This is a genomic window from Scandinavium sp. UTDF21-P1B (genome assembly GCF_040750395.1).
Classification (GTDB): Bacteria; Pseudomonadota; Gammaproteobacteria; order Enterobacterales; family Enterobacteriaceae; genus Scandinavium.
Genome location: NZ_JBFLVD010000014.1, coordinates 166,892 through 191,606, shown reverse-complemented (window position 1 = coordinate 191,606; position 24,715 = coordinate 166,892). Strand labels below are relative to the sequence as shown.

At 57.8% G+C, this 24,715-nt stretch carries 21 protein-coding genes; 5 read left to right on the top strand and 16 right to left on the bottom strand.

The features are described from left to right. Positions 1 to 116 precede the first annotated feature (116 nt). The 8 genes from AB1287_RS11675 to AB1287_RS11640 form a co-directional block, all read right to left on the bottom strand. Positions 117 to 575, bottom strand: a complete 459-nt coding sequence (locus AB1287_RS11675) for a phage tail assembly chaperone (protein WP_312625566.1) — start codon at positions 573 to 575, stop codon at positions 117 to 119. A 1,277-nt stretch (positions 576 to 1,852) separates the two neighbouring features. Then, positions 1,853 to 2,356, bottom strand: coding sequence for a protein disulfide oxidoreductase (locus AB1287_RS11670; RefSeq protein ID WP_435617860.1), 504 nt, complete (start codon positions 2,354 to 2,356; stop codon positions 1,853 to 1,855). Then, entirely contained in the window at positions 2,346 to 2,930 is a 585-nt protein-coding gene (locus AB1287_RS11665) for a DsbA family protein (protein ID WP_435617859.1), read from the bottom strand. Before AB1287_RS11665 ends, AB1287_RS11670 begins: the two co-directional genes overlap by 11 nt. Before the next feature lie 2 nt (positions 2,931 to 2,932). Next, positions 2,933 to 4,945 (bottom strand): protein-disulfide reductase DsbD family protein, encoded by a 2,013-nt coding sequence (locus AB1287_RS11660; RefSeq protein ID WP_435617858.1) that lies wholly within the window; start codon positions 4,943 to 4,945, stop codon positions 2,933 to 2,935. Positions 4,946 to 4,993: 48 nt separating this feature from the next. After that, on the bottom strand, positions 4,994 to 5,365 hold the full coding sequence (locus AB1287_RS11655; RefSeq protein WP_435617857.1) for a copper resistance protein: 372 nt from the start codon (positions 5,363 to 5,365) through the stop codon (positions 4,994 to 4,996). Between the two features lie 286 nt (positions 5,366 to 5,651). Continuing rightward, complete coding sequence (locus tag AB1287_RS11650; RefSeq protein ID WP_312625557.1) at positions 5,652 to 6,464, bottom strand: MetQ/NlpA family ABC transporter substrate-binding protein; 813 nt, start codon at positions 6,462 to 6,464, stop codon at positions 5,652 to 5,654. Positions 6,465 to 6,483: 19 nt separating this feature from the next. Then, positions 6,484 to 7,152, bottom strand: coding sequence for a methionine ABC transporter permease (locus AB1287_RS11645; protein ID WP_097162287.1), 669 nt, complete (start codon positions 7,150 to 7,152; stop codon positions 6,484 to 6,486). A gap of 7 nt (positions 7,153 to 7,159) precedes the next feature. Further along, positions 7,160 to 8,182: a methionine ABC transporter ATP-binding protein gene (locus AB1287_RS11640; protein WP_435617856.1), complete on the bottom strand. Its 1,023-nt coding sequence runs from the start codon at positions 8,180 to 8,182 to the stop codon at positions 7,160 to 7,162. 274 nt (positions 8,183 to 8,456) lie between these two features. Between AB1287_RS11640 and AB1287_RS11635 the strand changes: the two genes are divergently transcribed. Continuing rightward, on the top strand, positions 8,457 to 9,437 hold the full coding sequence (locus AB1287_RS11635) for a DNA repair protein (protein ID WP_435617855.1): 981 nt from the start codon (positions 8,457 to 8,459) through the stop codon (positions 9,435 to 9,437). A 119-nt stretch (positions 9,438 to 9,556) separates the two neighbouring features. Here the strand turns inward: AB1287_RS11635 and AB1287_RS11630 are convergent, their stop codons facing one another. Next, positions 9,557 to 10,327 (bottom strand): siderophore-interacting protein, encoded by a 771-nt coding sequence (locus AB1287_RS11630; RefSeq protein WP_435617854.1) that lies wholly within the window; start codon positions 10,325 to 10,327, stop codon positions 9,557 to 9,559. 84 nt (positions 10,328 to 10,411) lie between these two features. Continuing rightward, the gene (locus tag AB1287_RS11625; RefSeq protein ID WP_312625552.1) at positions 10,412 to 11,932 is read right to left on the bottom strand and encodes a methyl-accepting chemotaxis protein; all 1,521 of its coding nucleotides are present in this window, start codon (positions 11,930 to 11,932) and stop codon (positions 10,412 to 10,414) included. A gap of 371 nt (positions 11,933 to 12,303) precedes the next feature. Between AB1287_RS11625 and ygjG the strand changes: the two genes are divergently transcribed. Continuing rightward, positions 12,304 to 13,683 (top strand): putrescine aminotransferase, encoded by a 1,380-nt coding sequence (gene ygjG, locus AB1287_RS11620; RefSeq protein WP_312625551.1) that lies wholly within the window; start codon positions 12,304 to 12,306, stop codon positions 13,681 to 13,683. A 263-nt stretch (positions 13,684 to 13,946) separates the two neighbouring features. Here ygjG and lsrG read toward each other — a convergent pair whose 3' ends face one another. From lsrG to lsrA, 6 genes are read right to left on the bottom strand one after another with little or no spacing between them, the layout of a single operon-like run. After that, a complete protein-coding gene (gene lsrG, locus AB1287_RS11615; protein ID WP_435617853.1) occupies positions 13,947 to 14,240 on the bottom strand; it encodes a (4S)-4-hydroxy-5-phosphonooxypentane-2,3-dione isomerase in 294 nt (97 codons plus the stop codon). Next, a complete protein-coding gene (lsrF, locus tag AB1287_RS11610) occupies positions 14,237 to 15,124 on the bottom strand; it encodes a 3-hydroxy-5-phosphonooxypentane-2,4-dione thiolase (RefSeq protein WP_435617852.1) in 888 nt (295 codons plus the stop codon). The genes lsrG and lsrF overlap by 4 nt, the downstream gene beginning before the upstream one ends. A gap of 11 nt (positions 15,125 to 15,135) precedes the next feature. Continuing rightward, on the bottom strand, positions 15,136 to 16,149 hold the full coding sequence (gene lsrB, locus AB1287_RS11605) for an autoinducer 2 ABC transporter substrate-binding protein LsrB (protein ID WP_435617851.1): 1,014 nt from the start codon (positions 16,147 to 16,149) through the stop codon (positions 15,136 to 15,138). A gap of 1 nt (position 16,150) precedes the next feature. Further along, positions 16,151 to 17,143, bottom strand: coding sequence for an autoinducer 2 ABC transporter permease LsrD (gene lsrD / locus AB1287_RS11600; RefSeq protein ID WP_435617850.1), 993 nt, complete (start codon positions 17,141 to 17,143; stop codon positions 16,151 to 16,153). After that, positions 17,144 to 18,178 (bottom strand): autoinducer 2 ABC transporter permease LsrC, encoded by a 1,035-nt coding sequence (gene lsrC, locus AB1287_RS11595; RefSeq protein WP_312625543.1) that lies wholly within the window; start codon positions 18,176 to 18,178, stop codon positions 17,144 to 17,146. It abuts the gene before it with no gap. Beyond that, entirely contained in the window at positions 18,175 to 19,662 is a 1,488-nt protein-coding gene (gene lsrA / locus AB1287_RS11590; RefSeq protein WP_435617849.1) for an autoinducer 2 ABC transporter ATP-binding protein LsrA, read from the bottom strand. The genes lsrC and lsrA overlap by 4 nt, the downstream gene beginning before the upstream one ends. A 217-nt stretch (positions 19,663 to 19,879) precedes the next feature. On the opposite strand from lsrA, the gene lsrR reads away from it, so the two are divergent. From lsrR to AB1287_RS11575, 3 genes are all read left to right on the top strand, one after another. Continuing rightward, complete coding sequence (lsrR, locus tag AB1287_RS11585; RefSeq protein WP_435617848.1) at positions 19,880 to 20,848, top strand: transcriptional regulator LsrR; 969 nt, start codon at positions 19,880 to 19,882, stop codon at positions 20,846 to 20,848. Between the two features lie 37 nt (positions 20,849 to 20,885). After that, positions 20,886 to 22,478, top strand: coding sequence for an autoinducer-2 kinase (gene lsrK, locus AB1287_RS11580; protein WP_435617847.1), 1,593 nt, complete (start codon positions 20,886 to 20,888; stop codon positions 22,476 to 22,478). A 188-nt stretch (positions 22,479 to 22,666) separates the two neighbouring features. Continuing rightward, positions 22,667 to 24,688: an FAD-dependent oxidoreductase gene (locus AB1287_RS11575; RefSeq protein WP_435617846.1), complete on the top strand. Its 2,022-nt coding sequence runs from the start codon at positions 22,667 to 22,669 to the stop codon at positions 24,686 to 24,688. The last annotated feature ends 27 nt before the right edge of the window (positions 24,689 to 24,715 follow it).

The window sequence follows — 24,715 nt, the reverse complement described above, 5'->3', positions numbered from 1 at the left end:
TTGCAAAAAAGAAAACACGCGGTGGCCCGCCAGAGACCACACAGGAATATCCCTCTTCCTTTTCTGAGTTGATGTGTTTTCTTATACACTGAAGAGCGCTCTTCCCTGGCTCTTCTTTAGCTTATTTGCGGTTTATCCGCCTTTGCCCCTCCCATACCTTTAATAATGTCGAGAATACCGTCGAGATTAAATACAATCGCCTCCTTCATCAGCATGATGATATCCTGAGGCGCCGAGAAGAGTTTTGTGAGTTCATGGAAAGACAGTTTTACTTTCTGCTCATCTTCTTTCACATAAACGATCATCCCCTCAGAAAGGACTCTCTTTACCCACTTTTCTAAATTACGGCTATCAATAACACTGGACAGTGATTTTAATAGCTTCATGACATCTGGTTTATCGCCCTGTTCGGATACAGCTGAAAAAATACCATCAAGGGATTTTTCCCCCAGATTATCCAGAAGCGGTGTCAGAACATCTTTTTGTAAATCAGCGACAAACATCAGACGGTTCCACGCTTGTAATTTGACCAACATAAATTTTTTGTCGTTCAAAATAAATTCTTTGTTTTCCATAATGCATTTCTCTGGCGGGATGAATGGTGTTTCAGGAGAAGACCGCCGTCTCTTCCCCCGAAAAAATAATGTAGCCACCTCCGATGCATAGAATAGTTACCAGCGATTCGAAACGCATTTCCACAGCACCGATGAATGAACTCTCCCCCTCTTCGCCCTTGCGGGAAAAGAAAGTAATGGAGTGAATTGAATACCAAGATAATAAGCTTCCTGTTTATTTTAAAATGAAGTTAGCTTCATTATTCTGATCAAACCCTGACCAGCTTCTGAAGTTATCTTCATTCACCTTAAAAAATTACTTAACCTATTGATATTAATGTTATAAATTCACTTCATGAAACAATGAAACCAAACCACATCCAGCAGTTTATGGGTAGATCTCTGGTAGACATTGCCCTTCCAGTGGGGAAGACAGGACAGCAGAAGTAAATTAATAATGGGGAGACAGGCTACGGAAAGCCGCAGCCCTGAACGATTATCCACCGTTCAGGGGAGGATAGCATCAGGGATGAACTTATTTTGTTGCTGGAGAGAAGAAGCAGGGCAATCATTAGACCTCATACTTTACCCGTGCACGTTACCTCTATGCAAAAACCGGCGGGGCTGACACTTCCTGAGGTTACTGAGGCCATTTTGCTAATAGGAGTATGTTAATTACAGGGTCAGGGTAGAGTTTTTCTTGTGTAAAAGGTTGCTCGCATCTATTGAATGCGCATAGCTAATGAGTGGGTCTGTATGAAGCCCAAATCGATATACCATCAACAGTGGCATGCAGGATAATGATATTATTTAGTAGAAAACGGCGGCCCTGGTATCTTACGTTAAATCAGGAAATCATAGCGCATGAATTTTCACGCGAATAAGCTGGCCCCTGTTATCATAACAAACACATTCAAGTATAAGTTATCCTATTGCTGCCAGCGGTAATATTGATATCGTACACTTTGTCTCTATAACGCCGGCATATAAACCGTTTAATAAATCCCCCCACCGTTTTGAGTACTTATTTTTATATTATTAATTCGTTAATCTCAGGCAAGAGATTATCATGTCAAAATTGCTATACCTTAATTAATAGCAGGAGCATATGCTACATGTCCATGAAGGTAATCATGACGTTATTGCGTACATATCTGCACGGTACGGTAACTGCCGACAGATTGTCCTGAAGAATACGGAGCAAAAGCATTCCCCATTCCCCCCTAAATAAGATCCCGTAGTGAATGGGCAGACTGATGGAGATGAAAAACAGGCATCCTCCCTGATGCCATCAACGGTTATATCCCCGCCCACCACAGCCTTAACTTCATTCCCCATCCGCTGGTGAATCCTGTTGTAACGGATTTCACTTCCCCTTTCGACATCACCACCAGCGTTGGCGTGACCTGAATCTGCCATGCGCGGGAAAGCTGCCCCTGTTCGTCATTCACCACAGGCATGGCGTATTTTTTCTTTTCCAGCCAGCGCGAGAGCGTTGCGTCATCGCCGGATCGCAGCGCGACGGTCACAACGTTATCCCCCTGTTCTGCCATCGTCGCGACCGACGGCGTGGTATAGCGACACACGCCGCACCACGTTGCCCAGACGTAAACCAGCAGCGGGCGATCCTGGCTCATCTCAGCCAGATTCACCGTTTTGCCGTCCAGCGTCTGCAATGGCGTATCGCTGAACGCCGCAGGCAGGGTTGGTTTGCGGAACTGATCCACTACGAGCATTGCCGCTGCCGCGATAAACAGCAGCACCACACCTTCACGCAGCCAGCGTTTGAGCTTAGCTCGCATCGGCTTTCGCCAGCTCTTCTTTCACCAGCGCCTCCAGATCTGCGTAAGGGATAGCGCCCGGTACCATGGTTTTGCCCACCAGCGTCGCCGGGGTGCCCTGCACGCCCAGCACCTGGGAAAGGATAAGGTTCATCTGCAGCGTTTCAGCGCTTTGCCCGTCCGCCTTGATAGCCTCCGTCCCTGTTTTCTGCTGTGCCGCATGAATGGAAGCATCATCATGGTAGCCCTTCTTCGACATCAGCCGCTGGTGCAGCGCCCAGAACTGCTGCGGCTGTTCTCGCCAGGCCGTCAGGGCGATGCGTGCTGAGTTAGCCGAACTTTCACTGCGAAACGGCAACAGCTTCACCACCAGCTTCACGTCCGGGTATTTATGGACAATTTTCTCCAGCTCAGGGTCGAACTGCTTGCAGTACGGGCAGTTGTAATCGGTGAAGCTTACCAGCGTCAGGCGTGGTTTTTCAGCGCCGATGGAAGGTGTATTCGGGTCGTTCCAGAGCAAATTTTCCAGATCCGGTTCCGCAGCGAAGCTCAGGGTTGAAACACAAAACAGCAGAATAAAAGTCAGAATACGCATCGTTATTGTCCTTTGGCGTCGGTGAGGGTTTGCAGCACGTCATCGCGGCTTAACAGCGGCGGCAGAATGCGACCCTGTTCCAGCCCCGGGCCATAAATTTGATTGAACGGGATCGCCACGCTCTGGCGGGCACGAAGAAATTCGCTGATGGTGTCAGACGGGCGGCTCCAGTCACCTCTGAGGGCAACCACGTCATCCGCCGTTAGTGCCTTCTGCACATCCTCACGCAGCAGCACATTGAATTTGTTTGCTTTACAGGTCACGCACCAGTCGGCGGTCACGTCGACAAACACGCGCTTGTTCTCCGCCAGCGCTTTGGTGATGGCCTGCTCGCTGAGCGGCTGCCAGGCGATACGATCTTCCATCAGGCTTTTGCGTTCTCCCTGCAGCAGGGGAAAAGCCACGGCAATCGCAATCAGTACAGCAAGGCAAGAAGAAGCGGCAACGCGCCAGCCCCAGCGCCACAGCGTGCCGAGCAGCAGCGCAACGGTGACAACGACCAGCAACACCAGCGTCGGCTTCTGGCCGATATGCACGGTAAGCAGGCTGCCGAGCCATAGCGCTGAGCCGAGCATCATCAGCCCCAGAATCAGACGCACGACGTTCATCCAGCGTCCCGGACGCGGCAGATGCAACGCCAGCCCCGGCCAGGCAGCAATCAGCAGCCACGGCAGGCTCATGCCGATCCCCATTGCGAGGAACAGCCCCCACAGCAGCGGCAGAGGCGCGAGTAGCGCAACGGATACCGCCGTACCGAGAAACGGCGCGGTGCAAGGCGTCGCCAGCAGCGTGGCAAATGCGCCCTGTAAGAAATGCCCGCGCAGGTTGTTGCCGCCGCGGGTGGCGAGGAACGTAGACACGCCCGAAGAAAGCCGGATTTCAAACAGGCCCAGCAGGCTGGCGCTGAACAGCACCATCACCAGCGCCATCCCGGCGATAAACCACGGGTTCTGGAACTGAATGCCCCAGCCCAGCGCCTGGTTGCTGAGGCGCAGCGCCGTCATCATCAGCGCCAGTACGAGGAAAGAAGTGACGATCCCGGCGCTCGAGGCCATAAACTGCAGGCGCACGCTGCGGCGATCGGCACCTTGTGCCTGCATGATGCTGCCAAGTTTCATCGCCAGCACCGGCAATACACACGGCATCACGTTAAGGATAAGCCCGCCTGCCAGCGCCATCAGCAGCACCCAGCCGAGTGAAAACGAGTTGTCCGCCATGCTGGCTTCGCCTACCTTCACACGGCTTTCCTGTGCCTGCCCGCTGTCGGCTAACACAACGGAGAGCGTTTTACCCCGCAGCTCCGGCGCGGCTTCACCCCAGCCATCGCTGACCGGCACCGTGACGGTGAGATTTTGTCCTTCAACCTGATAATTTGGCTTGCCGAAGTCGGTATCCGCCAGGGTGTCGATAAACAGCTCCGGTTTTTGCCAGCCCGCATCACGGGTTGCGGTAACCGTCAGCTTGCCCGCGCCGTAGCCCGCCTCAAGCTGCGACGTTAAGCCATCCTTAAGCGGCAAAGTGCCCATGGCACGCGTGAAGTCGTAGCTGAAATCCGCCCCGGCTGGCGCGCTGAGATCGAGCGAGAACGGATAGTCGGTCAGGATACAGACGTTGCTGCAGGTTGAAAGCGTCAGCACGCCGCTGAGCTTTTCAGGCAGTTTGCCACGCAGGGTTACCGGAAACGTTACGTTGCCATGGTAGCCCTGAGTGGAAATACCCGCCACCTCAAACCGCTGCGGCACCGGCCAGCGCCAGTCCATCTCCAGCGGCGTCTGCCACTTAATGGCGGGCGCGATGCCGCCTTCTCCCGGCGAACGCCAGTAGGTTTTCCAGCCTTTTTCGAGGGCCACATCCAGCAGCAGACGCGCATCACCCGCCTGCTGAGCCTGAGCTCGCAGCCTGATGCTGGCATGATCGTTATCGGCGGCGCGCAGCCAGCCCGTATCGGCGGCATGGCTGACAGGCAGCCATAGCCAGAGCAGGCAGAGCAGAAGCTGCCTGAAAAGGTTTTGCATAATGTTTCTCCGTAAATGATTGATTAACCTGAGCTGTCAGGCAATCACTCACTCACGGAAGACGCATAATCGCAGATGCACCCGTAAACGGGGAGGAGAAATGACTCGCGGCGGCCAGAGCCGCTCCGGGCGTTGCGGCACGGCGGCCAGCACCGCCATCAGCAGCGCAATGGCAAACAGCGCACCTTCAAACATCACCGGCGGCGTCGCCAGCAGGGATTTGGCGCTTAACTCGCACGGCGTAACGGGCGCGTCGGTATCATTGCTTTGCGTAACGTTTTGCTGGGCAGTCTGCTGCGCAACGGGAGAAGCATTCATCACCAGCGCGTGCACGCCAGCCATGCGCTGCGCGGTGCAAATCAGCACCACCAGACAAGCCAGAGCGACAAGAAGAAAAGCGTTGCGCGGTCGTTTAATCATAAATGCCTCAGGGATTTTCGAGGCTTATCTTAGCGGCAGATGAAGGGGAGTGCTGTAAAGAAGTGTCTGGAACGGGACTTGTGTTGACGATTTCCCCTCTCCCTAACCCTCTCCCAAAGGGAGAGGGAACTGTATGGTGCAGCCTTTGACCTTCTCCCTCACCCGGGAAGAGAGAACTGCACGGTGCAGCCTTTGACCTTCTCCCTCTCCCTTTGGGAGAGGGCCGGGGAGAGGGTGCACACCGAACCTTAAAGCAATGTGTTCAACCCTGACCAAAGAAGAGCAATCAGTTATTCACAGGAATCACAGCACCTTTGTATTTGGTACGGATCCAGTCCTGAATCTCTTTGGAGTGGAGCACTTTCACCAGTTCGACGATATCCTTTTTCTTCTCGTCGCCGCGGTGCACGGTGATGATGTTGGCGTACGGGTTATTTTCACCGCTCTCAACGGCAATGGGATCGTGAACCGGGTCGAGACCCGCGTCGATGGCATAGTTGGCGTTGATCACCACCGCATCACCTTCGTCGTTGTTATACATCTGAGGCAGCAGGGAAGCTTCGACGTTCGGCAGGAACTTCAGCTTTTTCGGGTTATCCACGATATCGCTGATGCGCGCCGTGACTTTATCAATTCCCGGCTTCAGCTTGATCACGCCCTCTTTTTCAAAGATGGAAAGGATGCGCCCTTCTTCTGACACCGCATCACGCATGATGATTTTTCCGCCTTCCGGCAGGTCCTTCAGCGATTTGTATTTTTTCGAGTAGATGCCAATCGGCTCAATGTGAATCGCCCCTGCGCTAACGAAATCATACTCTTTATCGCCCGCATGGTCCTTCAGCACGCTGTTCAGATAAGGAATGTGCTGGAAGTAGTTGGCATCAATTTCGCGGCCCGCCAGCGCGGTGTTTGGCAGGATATAGTCCTGGAAGCGTTTGATTTCCAGGTCGATCCCCTCTTTCGCCAGAATCGGCTTCGCCTGCTCCAGAATTTCGGCGTGCGGTACGTTAGACGCGCCTACGGTCAGGGTATCAGCCCACGCAGAGAGACTCAGGGCACTCAGGGTGGCGGCGGCAATCAGTGTCAGTGCTTTTTTCATGATGTGTGGTCCCAAAGAATTATCGTTTATCCAAAAGAGAAGTCAGAACGTCGCCGCAGAACTGAATGATGAAGACGATGACAAGGATGGTCACCGTCGCCACCAGGGTGACGTCATTATGGTTACGCTGGAATCCTTCCAGATACGCAAGATTGCCTAAGCCACCTGCGCCAATCACCCCCGCCATTGCGCTGTAGCTCACCAGCGCAATCAGGGTGACGGTAATCCCCGAAACCAGCGCCGGAGAAGACTCCGGCAGCAGCACGCGGAAAATCAGGGTCGACAGGCGTGCCCCCATGGAGCGGGTCGCTTCAATCACGCCTTTATCGACTTCACGCAGGGCAATTTCCACCAGCCGTGCGTAAAACGGGGCGGCGCCCACAATCAGCGCCGGGAGCGCGGCGTTCGCGCCAAGAATGGTGCCGACGATCGTCTTGGTGAACGGGATCAGCAGCACAATCAAAATGATGAACGGAATGGAACGGAACACGTTCACCAGCACCGAAATCACACCGTAGACGGCACGGTTGTGGAACAGGCCGCCTTTGGCTGTCAGGAATAACGCCAGCCCGAGCACAATACCGAGGACAAACGTCGCCGCACCGGACAGCGCCGTCATGTAGAGCGTTTCCTGAGTGGCCGCCCACAGCGAGTCGAGATCCAGATGCGGGAACCATTGTTCAGTCAGGGTCAAATCAGCCACGTTTAATCACCTCGCCGTCGATATCGCTGTGCTGCAAATCCGCGAGGATGTTGTTCAGCTGTTCTTCCGTTGCCACCACGTGCAGCCAGAGCTGGCCAAACACGCCGTGCGCCGTCTGGGTCATCTTGCCGTGAAGGATGTTAAAAGGCAGGCCATAGCGCAGCGTCAGCTCGCCAACAATCGGCTGGTGCGTGCTGTGTCCGGTAAAGGTCAGCTTGATCACGCTGCCCTGCAAATCCTGCGCAAGCGCCGGGTTAAAGGCGTCGTCTTCGGCGTACTGGCTCACCTGGCGCACAAACTGTTGGGTAATCGGCTGCTGCGGGTGCGTGAAGACGCGGATCACCTCCCCCTCTTCCACCACTCTGCCGTTTTCCATCACCGCCACACGGTCACAGATTTTGCGCACCACGTGCATTTCATGGGTGATGAGCACGATAGTCAGGCCAAAGCGGCGGTTGATATCGAGCAGTAAATCCAGAATCTGATCGGTTGTCTGCGGATCGAGCGCCGAAGTGGCCTCATCACACAACAGCACGTCCGGACTGTTCGCCAGCGCCCGGGCAATGCCCACTCGCTGCTTTTGCCCACCGGACAGCTGCGACGGATAAGCATTTTCACGCCCTTTCAGCCCCACCAGATCGATAAGCTCCGCCACGCGGGCCTTGATTTGCGCTTTCGGCGCCCCGGCAATCTGCATGGAAAACGCAATGTTTTCACTGACGGTACGCGACCACAGCAGGTTAAAGTGCTGGAACACCATGCTGATTTTCAGGCGCGCCCGGCGCAGCGTTTCGCCCCTGGCGGTAGCGATGTTCTGGCCGTTGATCAACACGCTGCCGGAAGTCGGCTTTTCCAGGCCGTTGAGCAGGCGGATCAGCGTGCTTTTTCCCGCGCCGCTGTAGCCGATGATGCCGTAAATCTGCCCCTTGTCGACGGTCAGGCTGACGTCGTCCACGGCGGTGATGGGCGCTTTACCGTGGTCAAAAATTTTGCGGATCTGGTTAAGTACAATCATTATTTTTAGATGTTTAGAGCTATAGACGTCCAGACGGTAGCATTAGTTTCACAAAGAACTCAACAACAAAATACGCATATGATTATGCCGCAATGTGCTAACCCGGCTCTTTGCCATTTTTGACTGGCAGTTGCGGTTAAGGTTTTAGATTAGGTTGAAGTGTTAACTGACTGAAATAAGACAATTTATAATGACGTTTATCCGCTGACAGCCGTCCGGGCACAGTGGTAATCTGCCTGCCACTCCGCAGGCCAGGAAGCAGAGCTTACGCGTCATGAATAAACCCATTAAACGGCTGGAAATCATCAAGAATGCGATTGAGCTGGAGGACGACGACATCGTCGAGAGCCAGCTTGTCCGGCTGAAGAAAGAGCCACTGGATGAGGCACTCACCGCGATCGTGCAGGCGCTGGAGCAGCACCGCTATGCCGACGCCATCACCGCCATCAGCGCCTGGCTGCAAAGTCAGCGGGCGCTGACGGCCTGGCAGGATCCGCAAATTGCCGCCAGCAAGCTGGAGCTGAAAACTCTCGAGACCGAGCTGCAGGATCTGGTCGATCGGCGCAACGCCCGCATTCAGCGGCTGGATGATTTCAACGATCTCTATATGACCCGTCTCGGCCCGCTGATGACGGAGATCCTGCGCCTGCGTAAAGTGCTGGCGGAGAAAATGCTGCGTCGTCAGCTGCATGAAGGCAGCCGCAGTGAGCCCGTCACCGAAGAATCGGCCCGCCAGGCCGATGCCGCAAGCCAGGATTATGAATCGTATCGCCAGCGCCACCAGGAGGCCCAGCAGCACCAGGCCGCCCAGCTGCGGCTGGCAGAATCCGAGCGCCAGGAGCTGAAGCGCCTGTGGCGACAGGCCAGCAAGCTGTGCCACCCGGATCTGGTGGACGAGGCGCTGAAAGCGGAAGCCAATACGCTGATGGTGAGGCTCAACCAGGCCCGTCAGCGCGGCGATCTCGCCACGGTGCGGACGATCCTCGCCAGGCTTATGCAGGGTCAGCAGCCAGAAATGGCGAGTGCTCGTCTCAACGAGCTGGCACCGTTACGCCAGCGCATCAACGAAATGCGTCGGCAGATTCAGGCTCTGCATCTGGAGCTGTCGGGTCTGGAAAAAGAAGGTGCGTGGCAGTTAGTCACCACGCTTCGTGACACGGAAGGCTATTTCCGGCAACAGGAGAAAGCGATGAGCAACACCATTCGCACGCTGGAAAAGCAGATTGTCGATGCGGGATTTGATGAGGTGGCGTGAGTCAGGTGACAACCCCTCACCCTAACCCTCTCCCCGGAGGGGAGAGGGAACTGTCTGGAGCGGATGTTTGGTTTTCCTCCTCGCCCCTTTGGGGAGAGGGCCGGGGTGAGGGGAAACTGTTACTTTTGATGCCAGTAAGCCTGTGAACGCACCAGCTGCGGATCAATCTCTTCCGTGACAAACTCATCCAGCAGCGATTTCACCACCGTGCCCTCGCCGGTAAACCACAGGAAATAATCTTCCTCCGGCACGTTCAACGCCGCCAGTTTCTCCGCTACTGCTTCTGCACTGTGCCCTACCACCCAGTCGATCTCAAAGCCACAATCGGCGAGATAATCCTGATACGCCGCGTTCGCGACGGTGACAATCGCTCTCACCTGCGGGCGATTCGCCAGCTGGCGGAGAGCCGTGAAGCGACGCAGCAGCGCGGGCATGCCGGATTCATCAGCGACATAAAGCTGCCACGCATAATCTTCCGGCACCACCAGTGAACCACGCGGACCGCCGACGGTGAGCTTGTCACCCACTTGCGCCGCCATTGCCCACTGGCTGGCAACTCCACCGTCGTGGATAAAGAAGTCATAGGCCAGCTCATGACGCTCCGCATTATACAGTGGGGTGTAGTCACGCGTTGGCGGGCGCACGTCGTCCACCCAGATAATGCCTTCGTCGGTGACGGTCGGCGGGGTGAAATGGCTGCCCGACTCCGGGAAAAACAGCTTAGTGTGATCGTCAAATCCGGCTGAAGTGAAGCCTTCCAGCGCCTCGCCCCCCAGCACAATACGCTGGAACGCCTGGCTGATGCGCTCCACTCGCAGCACGGTCAGCTCACGAAAGCGCAGCTCGTTACGCACGCGCTTCGGGTATTTTTTTTCGGTCAGGGTCGCCATCGGTAAGCCTCTTTTAGTCTGTTATTGTCATTAAGCGCAAATGATAATGATTTGCAACAAAACACAAAAGGGCAGCTTGTGCGATCAGTGCAGCACCGCCACGGCATCCTGTAAGCGTCCGGCGCGGTGTTTCACCATCGCCGAGACATGCGCGCTCTCCTCAACCAGCCCTGCATTTTTCAGGGTGATGGCATCCAGCTCCGCCACGGCGCGGGTCAGGTCCGCCAGCCCCGTCGCCTGCTCTGATGTCGAGAGGCTAATCTGCGCAATCAGTCCGGTAACGTTGCGCACCTGGCTCACAATGTCGTCCATTGTTTTTCCGGCAGCATGAACCTGATCGGAGCCGGACTGCACTTTGCTGGCGCTGGCATCGATCAGCTTGCGGATGTCATTGGCCGCGCTCGCGCTGCGGCTTGCCAGATGGCGCACTTCGCCTGCCACTACCGCGAAGCCTTTGCCCTGTTCCCCGGCGCGCGCTGCTTCAACCGCCGCATTCAGCGCCAGAATATTCGTCTGGAAGGCAATATCGTTGATGAGCCTGGTGATCGAACCAATCCGCTGGGTGCTGTCGGCAATCTCATCCATGGTTTTCACCACGGTGTGCATCGCCTGCCCGCCTTGAGTGGCCGCCGCGCTTGCCGCGTTCGACAACTTATCCGCCGCCGCGGCGGTCTCAGCATTGTTCTGCACCGACGCTGCCATCTGGCTCATGGTGGCCACCGTCTGCTGGACGTTCTCCACGGTCTGGCGGGTCCTTTCGTTCAGCGAACTGTTGCCCTGAGCCAGCGTTTCGCTGCCCTGCCGGACGCTCGCCACCTGACCGGAGACGTCATGAATCAGCCAGCGACACATCAGCCCAAGCTGACCGACCGAGCGCAGAATCAGCCCAAGCTCGTCGCTGCGATTGAGGTGGGTGACGCTGTTTCGCTCGCCGGTCGCCACGCTCAGCGCCTGACGTGCCACGTTCTCTACCGGGCGCACAATTTGCCACTGAATAAACCCGTTACCCGCCAGCAGCATTAGCGAACTGACAAGCCACGCCAGCCAGTGCGCGCCGGTACTGAGCAGCACCGCCGTCAGCGCCAGCCAGGTAAGCCCCATCACGCCACGTACTCGCCAGCGCAGCGGCATACCCGGTAATTTCCCCCACCAGCGCTTGCTCACCACCAGCCCTTTACGCACGCGCTTCGTGCAGCGGCCTTCATTGAGCGCTTTGTACAACGACTCTGTGGCCGCTATTTCCTCAGGCTGCGCTTTGGTACGAATCGACATATAACCACTGATTTTACCATTGCGTACCAGCGGCACGGCGTTGGCACGCACCCAGTAGTGGTCACCATTCTTGCGGCGGTTTTTGACGATTCCGGTCCATGGCTCGCCCTGTTGCAGCGTGGCCCACATGTCGGCGAAGGCGGCTTTTGGCATATCCGGGTGACGCACCATGTTGTGCGGCTGCCCGGTTAGCTCCTCCAGGCGGTAGCCGCTGACCTGAACAAACGTGTCGTTAGCGTGGGTAATGTAACTTTGCAGATCGGTGGTGGACATCAACGTGGTGTCATCGTCAAGCGTATAATCACGCTGCGTGACGGTCAGTGGAGGTGACATTAAACGCGTCCTTGGCTGATTCGATGGTTATTAATTTTTCTCTTAATTGTTATTTCGGCGATAACCACTTTTACTTTAATTGTTAAAGTTGATACAGATCGCAATTTGCGTTTAAACCCTGATTTTCGTAGGCCATCCCTCTCACGGTGCAACCTCTGCACCAGTGCAGTGCAACCGTTCAATATAATGACCGCACATATGCTGAAAGCTCAGGAGTAAAACACGTCACAGTGTTATAGAAATGATTAAATTTTGTAACATAGCGCCCTCCACAGCCGTTTATCTCGATTTTCGCGGTCCGCTCCCGGCTGGCGTAATCCCTGCAATACTTAAATCAGTATCATGTGATACGCGATCGCCAGGAGCATATTTTGAACAGGTTACCTTCCAGCGCATCGGCTTTGGCCTGCACAGCGCACGCATTGAACCTCATTGAGAAGCGCACGCTCGATCATGATGAGATGAAATCACTCAACCAGGAGGTCCGGGAGTACTTTAAAGAGCACGTGAATCCAGGTTTTCTGGAATATCGCAAATCTGTTACCGCCGGCGGGGATTACGGAGCCGTAGAGTGGCAAGCGGGCAGTCTGAATACGCTTGTCGACACCCAGGGACAGGAGTTCGTCGACTGCCTGGGTGGATTCGGGATTTTCAACGTGGGGCACCGTAATCCAACAGTCGTTTCCGCCGTACAGAATCAGCTCGCCAAACAACCGCTTCACAGCCAGGAACTGCTCGATCCGCTTCGCGCGATGCTGGCGAAAACGCTCGCGGCACTGACGCCGGGCAAGCTGAAATACAGTTTCTTCAGCAACAGCGGCACCGAGTCCGTAGAGGCGGCCATCAAGCTTGCCAAAGCGTACCAGTCACCGCGCGGCAAGTTCACCTTTATCGCCACCAGCGGCGCGTTCCACGGGAAATCCCTTGGCGCACTGTCGGCCACGGCAAAAGCGAATTTCCGCAAGCCGTTTATGCCGCTGCTGCCAGGCTTCCGTCATGTGCCGTTCGGTGACATCAACGCCATGCGCACCGTGCTGAGCGAATGCAAAAAGACCGGGGACGACGTGGCAGCCATCATTCTGGAACCCATCCAGGGCGAAGGCGGCGTGATCCTGCCACCGCAGGGCTATCTGCCCGCCGTGCGTAAGCTCTGCGATGAGTTTGGCGCGCTGCTGATACTCGATGAAGTACAAACCGGGATGGGCCGCACCGGCAAAATGTTCGCCTGCGAACATGAAAACGTGCAGCCGGACATTCTCTGTCTTGCCAAGGCGCTTGGCGGCGGCGTGATGCCAATTGGTGCCACGGTAGCGACCGAAGAAGTGTTCTCGGTGCTGTTCGACAACCCGTTCCTGCACACCACCACCTTTGGCGGCAACCCGCTGGCCTGTGCGGCGGCGCTGGCAACCATCAACGTGCTGCTGGAACAGAACCTGCCCGCTCAGGCGGAACAGAAAGGTGACATGCTGCTGGACGGCTTCCGTCTGCTGGCGCGTGAATACCCGGATCTGGTGCAGGAAGCGCGCGGGAAAGGCTTGCTGATCGCCATCGAGTTCGTTGATAACGAGATCGGCTACAGCTTTGCGAGCGAAATGTTCCGCCAGCGTATTCTGGTGGCGGGCACGTTGAACAACGCTAAAACCATTCGCATTGAACCCCCTCTGACGCTCACCGTTGAGCAATGTGAGCAGGTACTGAAAGCGACGGGTAAAGCACTGGCTGCACTGCGGGTCTCCGTGGAGCAAGCCTGAGGATAGCCAACAAAAAGCCCGGTGAGATTTGACACTCACCGGGCTTTTTTCTGCGCGCAATTTGTCATTGCCGGATGGCGCTGCGCTTATCCGGCCTACGAGTGAGGATCCCATAGGCCCGGTAAGGCATAGCCGCCACCGGGCTTTTTCTGCACGCACTTGGCCATTGCCGGATGGCGCTGCGCTTATCCGGCCTACGAGTGAGGATCCCGTAGGCCCGGTAAGGCATAGCCGCCACCGGGCAATCAGCTACCAGGCATTTTTTACTCAGGCAACAACCCAACAAAGCTCCGCTTTTTGCGCGGTTCCGACATCATCTCATCAAGTTTCTCCACGCAGGCCAGATAGTGTGGGGTCTGCTTGTGCGCCAGCACCGCAGCCTCATCCTTATAGGCTTCGTAGATAAAGAACCGGGTCGCCACCTCCGGGTCCTGCAATACGTCGAAGCGCAGGTTACCCGGCTCGGTCAGCGCCCCTTCGTGGTTGGCGCGGAATACGTCCAGAAACTCATCCACGCGTTCCGGTTTGATGTTGATCTCCACCAGCGTCACGTTCATTTGGCTTCTCCCTGTTTTTCTTCCTGCCAGAACTGGTACGCCTCGCGGGCGCTCAGGTTCTCATGCACCACTTTTTTCACCGCCTTCAGCATCGCCAGCGGCGCGCTGGACTGGAAGATATTGCGTCCCATATCCACGCCGGACGCCCCCTGGTCGATGGCCCGCCAGCACATTTCCAGCGCTTCGTCCTCAGGCAGCTTTTTACCGCCAGCAATCACAATCGGCACCGGACAGCTGGCGGTCACTTTTTCAAAGCCCTCTTCCACGAAGTAGGTTTTGACGAAGGTCGCCCCCATTTCTGCCGCAATTCTGCTGGCAAGCGAGAAGTATCGGGCGTCACGCGTCATCTCTTTGCCCACACCCGTCACCGCCAGCACCGGCATGCCGTAGCGGTTTCCGGCATCCACCAGCTTGATGATGTTGCTGATTGACTGATGCTCGTACTCGCTGCCGATATACACCTGCGCCGCCACCGCCGCCACGTTGAGGCGCAGGGCATCTTCCATCGTCACCGCCACGCACTCGTTGGAAAGTTCGCTCAGAATCGAGTTGCCGCCGGACGCACGCAGCACCACAGGTTTGTTGGTTGCGGCAGGCACGGTGCTGCGCAAAATGCCGCGCGTGCACATCAGCACGTCGGTTTCGCTAAACAGCGGCGCTATCGACAGGTCGATACGCTCAAGCCCCGTCGTCGGCCCCTGGAAATAGCCATGGTCGAAGGCCAGCATCACCGTGCGGTTGCTTTGCGGGTTAAAGATGCGTGCCAGACGCGACTGCATGCCCCACTCCAGCGAGCCGCAGCCCTTCAGCTCGTACAGCACGTTTTTCTGTGGGCGGTCGAGCCCAAAGTCTTTACCGTCTTTGATATCGTCTAAATCAGCCATTGTTCCCTCCCTCAGAAATCGTATTTGCCGATGTTCTCTTTAGTGAACACCACGCGCTCCGGCAGCAGCACGATACCGTTGCCCTTCGCCTCATACTGGTAGCCCTGCACGCTGTTCGGTTCGACCTTCAGGTCGCCGATATCCTTCACCGCCACGCTGTCACCGACGTTAAGATCGCCTTTTTTCAGCAAATGATCGGCGACGTTAACCGCAATCTTGCCCTGTTCCACCACATCCCACAGGCCGAAGGCCTTCACCGTGCCGCGCTCTACGTAAGGGCGCATCACGTTCGGCGTGCTGAAACCAACAATCGCCACGCCCTGGCACTTCAGGTTTTCAGCCGCCTGTGCCGCAGCAGGCAACGCATTGGCATCCGGCGCGATAATCGCGTCGAGATCCGGATACGCTTTCAGAATGCCTTCGGCGGTCTGCAATGATTTGGTGGCGTCGTTATAGCCAAATTGGGTGGTGACCACCTGCCACTGCGGATGATCTTTGGCGATTTTAGCCTTCGCCTCTTTCACCCACTGGTTCTGGTCGGTAACGGTGGGGCTGGAATAGAAGAACGCCACTTTGGCATCAGGTTTGGTAACCTGCTTCCCGGCCATATCCACCAGCAGGCCGCCAAGCTGCTCCGGCGTGCCCTGGTTGATGTAGATACTGCGGCATTCCGGTTTGGTGTCGGAATCCCACGTCAGCACTTTTACACCGCGCTGCATCGCACGCTTGAGCGCCGGGCAAAGGCCGTCCGGTGACACCGCCGAAACGATAATTGCGCTATAGCCCTGGTTGACGAAGTTGTTGATTAGCTGCACCTGGCCGGAGACGCTCGGCTCCGTCGGGCCGTCGTAGGTGACGTCCACGCCGAGCTGCTTGCCCGCCTCTTTCGCACCGTTGCCGCCGCTGGTAAAGAAGCCGACGCCGACCAGCTTCGGGATAAACGCAATGCGATCTGCCGCCTGCGCCGTCACCACGCTCATTGCCAGCGCCAGGGCGCTCAGCTGCACACACAGTTTTGCTTTCATCTTATGCTCCGGATATTTTTTGCGAAAAAAGCCGACGCCACACCGTGCGCACCCCTTCACGATGCAGACTCAGCGAACGCCCCATCACCACAACAACCAGCAGCGCGCCCGCAAGCGCACTCGACACCTGGTTGGGAATACCGACCATCTGTAAACCCTGCTGCAGATACCCCACCAGCAGCGCCGCCAGCGCCGTCCCGATAACCGAGCCGGAACCGCCGTAAATATTGGCCCCGCCGAGCACCGCTGCGGTCAGCGCGGGCATTAACAAATCGCGACCTAAATCCGAACGGGCAGAGCCGAAATAGGACACCAGCACCAGCGCGGCAATCGCGGATGCCAGCCCCACCAGGCCGTACAGAACGTACGGCATACCGTTAACGGAAAGCGCCGCATAGCGCGCCGCGCGCGGGTTTTGCCCAAGCAAAAAGAGATGGCGCCCGAAGCGCCCACGGTGGGCCTGCAGCCAGAAGAAAAAGGTAATAACGATAAACAGCACCAGCGGCACCGGCAGGCCAAGCAGCGTCAGGTTGGCGAAGGCGGTGAAGCTGTCCGGGAAGCCGCCGATGCCCTCATAGCCCGTCGCCCCGGCCATGCCGGAAAGCAGCAGCGCCGCACCGCCGTAGAGATAAAGCGTGCCAAGCGTGATGACCAAAGGGCTAATGCCGGTGTAATGGATAAGCGCCGCGTTCACTAGCCCGCACAGCACGCCGAGCAGTAAAGTGAGCGGTATCGCCACGCTCATCGGCCAGCCCGCCTGCATCATCACGCCCAGCGCGATCGCGCACAGGCCAATGGTTGAGCCAAGCGAAATGTCTATTCCCCCGCTGATGATCACCAGCGTCAGCGGGAGCGCGACAATGCCAATACAGATGAAATCGCTGGTGCTGAACAGCAGCATATTGGCGTCCAGCATGCGCGGGTTCAGCGCCCCGAACAAAGCAATCTCCAGCACCAGCAGAATCAGCAGCGCGCTTTCCCAGTTGAGCTTCATTTACGCCACCTCTTTGCTTTTACGTTTGGGAAACGGGGCGACGTTCTTGCCGCCTTTGTTGCCAGGCTGAAACCGGCTGTACTTCTGCGCCCGCTGATGGCGGGCCAGCGCCTGACGCAGCCGTCCGTCCAGAACCAGCACGCCAAGCAGCACCAGCCCGGCGATAAAGTCGTTCCACCAGGCCGGGAGCCTGAACAGCACCAGCACGGTGTCGATCTGGGTCAGGAAAAACGCGCCGAGGAAGGCGCCAATCAGCGTGCCGGTGCCGCCGAGCAGCGACACGCCGCCAAGCACGCAGGCAGCAATGGCCTTCATCTCCAGCCCGCTGCCGGTCTGGTTCGGCACAAAGCCAATCTGTGCGGCAAAGATAATCCCGCCACAGGCGGCGAGCATGCCATTGAAGGTGAAGGCCAGCATTCGCGTACGGTTCACGCCAACGCCCAGCTGGCGTGCGGCGGCAAGGTTATCGCCCACCGCATAAAAATCACGGCCAAAGGTGGTGCGTGCCAGCGTCCACGCGCCCGCCAGCAGCAAGACCAGTACCAGCCAGCCGAGCGGTGAAATGCCGATAAGCGCCGGTTCCGATAGCGATTTCAGGCTGTCCGGCAGGCCTTCAATCCACTTGCCGCCGGTCCACAACAGCATAATGCCGCGATACAGCCCCAGCGTGCCGAGCGTGGCGACGATCGCCGGAATGCGAAAGCCCACCACTAACAGGCCATTGAATGCGCCCGCCAGCGCGCCAATCCCCAGCGCAAAGGCGATAGCGACCGGCAGGCCGTAGCCGTTGTTAAGCGCCACGCCGACGGCTATCGCGCTCAGACCAACGGTGGAACCGACCGAAACATCAATATTACGCGTCAGCATCACCAGCGCGGCCCCCAGCGCCAGCAGGCAGAGGATCTGCGAGCTGGAAAAAATCATCGCCAGGGTTTGCAGGCTGAAGTAGGACGGATTCAGCGCCACCAGCACGGCAAACAGCGCCAGAATGGCGAGGAACGCGCTCAGTTCACGGTTTTTCAGCAAGGTTTTCATGCCTGCCCTCCGAAGGCCAGGGTCATCATCCGATCGACGCTCACCGCCTGCCTCATTAGTTCGCCACTCATGCGGCCCTGATGCATCACCAGCACCCGATCTGCCAGCCCCGGAAATTCATCAAGATCGCTGGAAATCATCAGCACCGCCACGTTTTGCGCCGCCACGCTTTTCAGCAGCTGATAGATATCGGCACGAGCGGAAACGTCCACGCCGCGCGTTGGCTCATCGACGATCAGCAGTAAAGGATTCGCTTCCAGACAGCGAGCCAGCAGCACCTTCTGCTGGTTACCGCCGGAGAGCGTGCGCACCGGCTGGTCGGCATTGTTGAGCTTGATGCCCAGCGCCCGGTGATAGCGTTCCACCACCGCTGCCTCACGTTTGTTTTCCTGCCACAGCGAAGGCTGATTGAACATCACCGTGTTCCAGCGAACGGGCGCATCGAGAAACAGCCCCGAAACCTGTCTGTCTTCCGGCAGATAAACCAGCCCGCTTGCCAGCCGCGCGCGGGTGCTGTCGCCGCTGATATCGCGGTTTTCCAGCCAGATTCGCCCGGCGCGCACCGGGCGCAGGCCGTACAGCGTTTCCGCCAGCTCCGTGCGCCCGGAGCCAACCAGCCCCGCAAGGCCAACGATCTCACCGGCACGGATCTCCAGATTCAGATCGATAAAACCTTCCCCGGTCAGATCTTCCACGCGCAGAACGGGAAAATCCTGCGGTTGGGTGCGGCGGTTGCCCGGCAGCGCCAGCCAAAGCTTTTGCGTGTCGCTCAGATATTTGTCGCGGCTGGCGGGCGTCATCGCGGCGATCAGCTGCGCATCGCTGTGATCGGCTGTCGCGCCGCTTAACACCACCGCGCCGTCGCGCATCACCGATACGTGGCTCGCCAGCGCGCGGATCTCCGGCAGCTTGTGGGAGATAAAGACGATCCCGACGCCCAGTGCCTGTAATGCCCGAACCTGCCGAAACAGCCGATCCGTTTCGCCGGGCGTTAATGACGCAGTGGGTTCGTCGAGGATCAAAATTTGCGCGTTGCGCATCAGCCCGCGCAGGATCTCAACCATCTGCTGATCCGCCACCTCCAGCGTGCCGGCGGTGGCCTGCAAATTCAGCTGGCAGTTCAGCTGCTGTAATTTCTCCGCCAGCCTTTGATCGAGATTCGCCTCACGCGGCAGACGAAAGAGAATGTTTTCCCGCACGGTCAAATTCGGAAACAGCATCGGCTCCTGCGGCACCAGGTAAATGCCGAGCTGGTGAGCCTGGCCGGGCTTGAGCCGCGCAAAAGGTTTACCGTTTATCCGAAGTTCACCCTCGTCCGGCGTTTCCACCCCGGCGACAATCTTCATCAGCGTGGATTTTCCCGCCCCGTTGCCGCCCATCAGCGCATGCACCTGACCAGAAAAAAGCGTGAAATCAATGCCCTTCAGCACGGCGATACCGGAGAACTTTTTGCGAATGCTGCGGGCTTCAATCAGTGGCTTCATCGTCACGCCTCGGTTGAACAAATGATTTTTTAAATTAATAATGTTCAAAAGCGTAGACCCTGAACTATATTTACAACCGTGCAAGGATCACAGTTTTGGCGTTTTCATCGCCCTGCAAAGTCGATGAGCAATGAAAGATCTGTTTTGCCAGTGGCTTCACACTTTCAGTCCGCGCAACTGCGAACATATGATCTAGATTTTTATAAGAGTTCACTTTATGAGCGAAAAACGCATCGAAGAGGGCCGCTACGCCGGGCTGGCGCTGGCGGAGGAAGAACTGGTGGCGCGGGTGGCCTGGTGCTACTACCACGACGGTCTGACCCAGAACGACATTGGCGAGCGGCTCGGCCTGCCGCGGCTGAAGATTTCCCGGCTGCTGGAAAAAGGGCGCCAGTCCGGCGTGATCCGCGTGCAGATCAACTCCCGCTACGAGGGTTGCCTGGCGCTGGAAACCGAACTGCAGCAGCGCTTCGGGCTCAAAATTGCCCGGGTGTTGCCAGCGCTGAACACTCCGCCGATGAACACGCGGTTAGGCGTAGGTGCCGCGCAGTCACTGATGGGCGTGCTTGAGCCAGGCCAGCTGCTGGCGGTGGGGTTCGGCGAAGCAACCATGAGCTGTATTCAGCACCTGAGCGGCTTTATCGGCTCTCAGCAGATCCGCCTGGTGACGCTCTCCGGCGGCGTCGGGCCGTATATGACCGGCATCGGGCAGTTAGATGCGGCGTGCAGCGTCAGCATGATCCCTGCCCCGCTGCGGGTCTCGTCGCCGGAGGTGGCAGAGATCCTGCGGCGTGAATCCAGCGTGCGGGATGTGATCCTCGCGGCGGGTGCGGCAGACGCGGCGGTCGTCGGGATTGGCGCCATCGATCAGCGGCGTGACGCCACGATCCTGCGTTCCGGCTATATCAGCGAAGGAGAACAGCTGATGTTCGCCCGCAAAGGTGCGGTCGGCGACATTCTGGGCTACTTCCTCCAGGCAGACGGCAAGCCGGTTGAAGGACTGGAGATCCACCGCGAGCTGCTCGGCGTCACGCTCGATGAGCTGGCGCAGCTGCCGACCATCGTTGGCGTCGCCGGGGGAGAAGAGAAAGCGCAGGCTATTTATGCGGCCCTCACCGGCAAACGCATTAATGGCCTGGTAACGGAAGAGACAACAGCACGCGCGGTGCTGTCGCTGGCGGGGTAACCGCCGCGCGCCGTGCGATAACAGCGAGGCGCACGTCATGAGTTACCTTTTAGCGTTAGACGCAGGAACCGGCAGCATTCGGGCGGTGATTTTCGACCTGGCAGGCCGCCAGATAGCGGTCGGCCAGGCCGAGTGGAAACACCTGAGCGTCGAGGGCGTTCCCGGCTCGATGGAATTTGACCTCACCACGAACTGGCAGCTCGCCTGCCAGTGCATCCGCCAGGCGCTGGCAAACGCCCACCTCAGCGCCGCCGATATTCAGTCTGTCGCCTGCTGTTCGATGCGTGAAGGGATTGTGCTCTACGATCGCAACGGCGAGGCCATCTGGGCCTGCGCCAACGTCGATGCCCGGGCCAGTCGCGAAGTGGCGGAGCTAAAAGAGATCCACGACTACCGGTTTGAATCCGAAGTGTACGACGTGTCCGGCCAGACGCTGGCGCTCTCTGCCATGCCGCGCCTGCTCTGGCTGGCACACCATCGGCCGGATATCTATCGCAATGCCGCAACCATCACCATGATCAGCGACTGGCTGGCGGCAAAGCTCTCCGGTGAACTGGCGGTAGACCCGTCTAACGCAGGCACCACCGGGATGCTGGATCTGTTCAGCCGTGACTGGCGCCCCGCGCTGCTGGATATGGCCGGGCTGCGGGCGGATATGCTCTCACCGGTAAAAGAAACCGGCACGGTGCTCGGCAGCGTCACCAAAGCCGCGGCGCAGCAGTGCGGATTGCGGGCTGGTACACCCGTGGTGATGGGCGGTGGCGACGTACAGTTGGGCTGTCTGGGGCTTGGCGTGGTGCGTCCTGGCCAGACGGCCGTGCTCGGGGGCACCTTCTGGCAGCAGGTGGTGAATTTGCCGGAAGTGCGAACCGACCCTGCGATGAACATCCGCGTTAACCCGCATGTTATTCCCGGCATGGTGCAGGCAGAATCGATAAGCTTTTTTACCGGGCTCACCATGCGCTGGTTCCGCGATGCCTTCTGCGCTGAGGAAAAGCTGATTGCCGAACGCCTCGGCACCGATACCTATGCACTGCTCGAAGAGATGGCGAGCCGCGTACCGGCGGGTTCTCACGGCGTGATGCCGATATTCTCTGACGCCATGCACTTCAGCCAGTGGTATCACGCCGCGCCGTCGTTTATTAACCTCTCCATCGACCCCGAAAAGTGCAACAAGGCCACGCTGTTCCGCGCGCTCGAAGAGAACGCGGCGATTGTGTCAGCCTGCAATCTGGCGCAGATTTCACAGTTCTCCGGCGTACAGTTCGACAGCCTGGTATTCGCGGGCGGCGGTTCGAAAGGCGCGCTGTGGAGCCAGATTTTAAGCGACGTTACCGGGCTACCGGTGCGGGTGCCAGAAGTCAAAGAAGCCACCGCACTGGGCTGTGCGATCGCCGCAGGCGCGGGTGCCGGGCTGTATGCCGATATGGCCAGCGCGGGCGAAAAGCTGGTGAGCTGGAGCCGGGTGTTTACGCCGAATCGTGCGCACCGGGAGCTCTACGACGGCATGAAGGATAAGTGGCAGAAGGTCTATGCCGATCAGCTTGGTCTGGTGGACAGCGGCCTGACAACGTCGATGTGGCAGGCTCCGGGGCTGATGCGCTCGCCCGGCCAACGCCCCTCACCCTAGCCCTCTCCCCAAAGGGGAGAGGGAATAATTTGCTCCCTCTCCCTTCCAGGGAGAGGACCATCACCTCACTCCCCCAATCTTTGAATCCCATCACAATCACCGCACTCACCCTTTTCCCTTTTGCCCGCCGAAAGCTAAATTAACAACTCATCCGACCACATAACAATAATTTTACACTGGAAGCGATTATGAGCCACTACCCGTCCCTGTTTGCCCCGCTCGATCTGGGCTTTACCACCCTGAAAAACCGCGTTCTGATGGGCTCGATGCACACCGGGCTGGAGGAACGTCCGGACGGTACCGAACGGCTGGCGGCGTTCTATGCCGAACGTGCCCGGCACGGCGTGGCGCTTATCGTAACCGGCGGCGTGGCACCGACTTTATCTGGCGTCACAATGGAAGGCGGTGCGGTGCTCAACGATGCCAGCCAGCTGGCCCATCATCGCCCGGTGACCGACGCGGTGCATAAAGAAGGCGGTAAAATCGCCCTGCAAATCCTGCATACCGGGCGCTACAGCTATCAGCCGCGGCCGGTCGCGCCTTCAGCCCTTCAGGCCCCGATCAACCGCTTCAAGCCGCACGCCCTGACTCACGAAGAAATTCTGGTGCTGATTGATGACTTTGCTCAGTGCGCTCTACTGGCGCGTGAAGCAGGCTACGACGGCGTGGAAGTGATGGGTTCTGAAGGCTATCTGATCAACGAATTCCTTGCGGCCCGCACCAACCAGCGTGAAGACGAATGGGGCGGAAGCTGGGAAAAACGCATGCGCTTCGCCGTCGAAGTGGTTCGCGCAGTGCGTGAGCGCGTGGGTGAGGATTTCATCATTATCTACCGTCTGTCGATGCTCGACCTGGTCGAGGGCGGCGGCAACTTCAACGAAACCGTAGAGCTGGCGCAGGCCATTGAAAAAGCAGGCGCAACCCTCATCAACACCGGCATTGGCTGGCACGAAGCCCGCATTCCAACGATTGCCACGCCCGTGCCGCGCGGCGCGTTTACCTGGGTGACGCGTAAGCTGAAAGGCAAAGTCACGATCCCACTGGTGACCACTAACCGTATTAACGATCCGCAGGTGGCCGATGAGATCCTCGCGCGCGGCGACGCCGATATGGTATCGATGGCGCGGCCTTTCCTCGCAGATTCGGAGCTGCTCTCCAAGGCGCAAAGCGGGCGGGCGGATGAGATCAACACCTGCATCGGCTGTAACCAGGCCTGCCTCGATCAAATTTTCGCCGGCAAAGTGACCTCATGCCTCGTTAACCCACGCGCCTGCCATGAAACGCGGATGCCCGTCGTGCCGGCACAGCAGAAGAAAAACCTGGCCGTTGTCGGCGCGGGCCCGGCTGGCCTTGCGTTTGCGGTGAACGCGGCGGCGCGGGGGCATCAGGTGACGCTGTTCGATGCCGCAGGCGAAATTGGCGGCCAGTTTAATATCGCTAAGCAGATCCCCGGCAAAGAGGAGTTTTACGAGACGCTGCGCTATTACCGCCGGATGATCGAGCTCCACGGCGTGAAGCTGGAGCTGAACCGCACTGTCTGCGCAGAAGATCTGACCGAATTCGACGAAACGGTCCTCGCGACAGGCATTAAGCCGCGACTGCCTGCCATCGAGGGAATCGATCATTCTAAGGTACTGAATTATCTCGACGTGCTGCGCGACAAAACGCCGGTTGGCCAGCGCGTCGCCATTATCGGCTGCGGCGGCATTGGTTTTGATACCGCGATGTACCTGAGCCAGCCGGGCGAGGCCACCAGCCAGAATATCGCTGAGTTTTGCGTGGAATGGGGAATTGATACCAGCCTGCAACTGAACGGTGGCCTGCGTCCGGAAGGGCCACAGCTGCACCAGAGCCCCCGCCAGATTGTGATGCTACAGCGCAAAGCCAGCAAACCTGGCGAAGGGTTAGGCAAAACCACCGGCTGGATCCATCGCACAACTCTGCTTGCGCGTGGGGTGAAAATGTTCCCGTCGGTGAGCTACGAGAAAATTGACGATCGTGGGCTGCACGTAACGATCGGCGGAGAACCGCAGCTGCTCGAGGTGGATCACGTGATTATCTGTGCAGGACAGGAGCCGCGCCGCAGCCTGGCCGAACCGCTGCGTGCAGCCGGTAAACCGGTGCATCTGATTGGCGGATGTGATGTGGCGATGGAGTTAGATGCGCGTCGCGCGATTGCTCAGGGCACGAAATTAGCGTTGGAAATTTAAAGATGTTGCCCGGTGGCGCTTCGCTTA

Coding starts and splice junctions, on each gene's coding strand:
- AB1287_RS11660 (WP_435617858.1), bottom strand. CDS start 4,945: ATGCAAAACCTTTTCAGGCAGCTTCTGCTCTGCCTGCTCTGGCTATGG.
- AB1287_RS11675 (WP_312625566.1), bottom strand. CDS start 575: ATGGAAAACAAAGAATTTATTTTGAACGACAAAAAATTTATGTTGGTC.
- AB1287_RS11665 (WP_435617859.1), bottom strand. CDS start 2,930: ATGCGTATTCTGACTTTTATTCTGCTGTTTTGTGTTTCAACCCTGAGC.
- AB1287_RS11655 (WP_435617857.1), bottom strand. CDS start 5,365: ATGATTAAACGACCGCGCAACGCTTTTCTTCTTGTCGCTCTGGCTTGT.
- lsrB (WP_435617851.1), bottom strand. CDS start 16,149: ATGAAAGCAAAACTGTGTGTGCAGCTGAGCGCCCTGGCGCTGGCAATG.
- lsrK (WP_435617847.1), top strand. CDS start 20,886: ATGAGTTACCTTTTAGCGTTAGACGCAGGAACCGGCAGCATTCGGGCG.
- lsrC (WP_312625543.1), bottom strand. CDS start 18,178: ATGAAAACCTTGCTGAAAAACCGTGAACTGAGCGCGTTCCTCGCCATT.
- lsrR (WP_435617848.1), top strand. CDS start 19,880: ATGAGCGAAAAACGCATCGAAGAGGGCCGCTACGCCGGGCTGGCGCTG.
- AB1287_RS11625 (WP_312625552.1), bottom strand. CDS start 11,932: ATGTCACCTCCACTGACCGTCACGCAGCGTGATTATACGCTTGACGAT.
- AB1287_RS11630 (WP_435617854.1), bottom strand. CDS start 10,327: ATGGCGACCCTGACCGAAAAAAAATACCCGAAGCGCGTGCGTAACGAG.
- lsrD (WP_435617850.1), bottom strand. CDS start 17,143: ATGAAGCTCAACTGGGAAAGCGCGCTGCTGATTCTGCTGGTGCTGGAG.
- lsrF (WP_435617852.1), bottom strand. CDS start 15,124: ATGGCTGATTTAGACGATATCAAAGACGGTAAAGACTTTGGGCTCGAC.
- AB1287_RS11575 (WP_435617846.1), top strand. CDS start 22,667: ATGAGCCACTACCCGTCCCTGTTTGCCCCGCTCGATCTGGGCTTTACC.
- AB1287_RS11640 (WP_435617856.1), bottom strand. CDS start 8,182: ATGATTGTACTTAACCAGATCCGCAAAATTTTTGACCACGGTAAAGCG.
- lsrA (WP_435617849.1), bottom strand. CDS start 19,662: ATGAAGCCACTGATTGAAGCCCGCAGCATTCGCAAAAAGTTCTCCGGT.
- lsrG (WP_435617853.1), bottom strand. CDS start 14,240: ATGAACGTGACGCTGGTGGAGATCAACATCAAACCGGAACGCGTGGAT.
- AB1287_RS11670 (WP_435617860.1), bottom strand. CDS start 2,356: ATGCGAGCTAAGCTCAAACGCTGGCTGCGTGAAGGTGTGGTGCTGCTG.
- AB1287_RS11650 (WP_312625557.1), bottom strand. CDS start 6,464: ATGAAAAAAGCACTGACACTGATTGCCGCCGCCACCCTGAGTGCCCTG.
- AB1287_RS11635 (WP_435617855.1), top strand. CDS start 8,457: ATGAATAAACCCATTAAACGGCTGGAAATCATCAAGAATGCGATTGAG.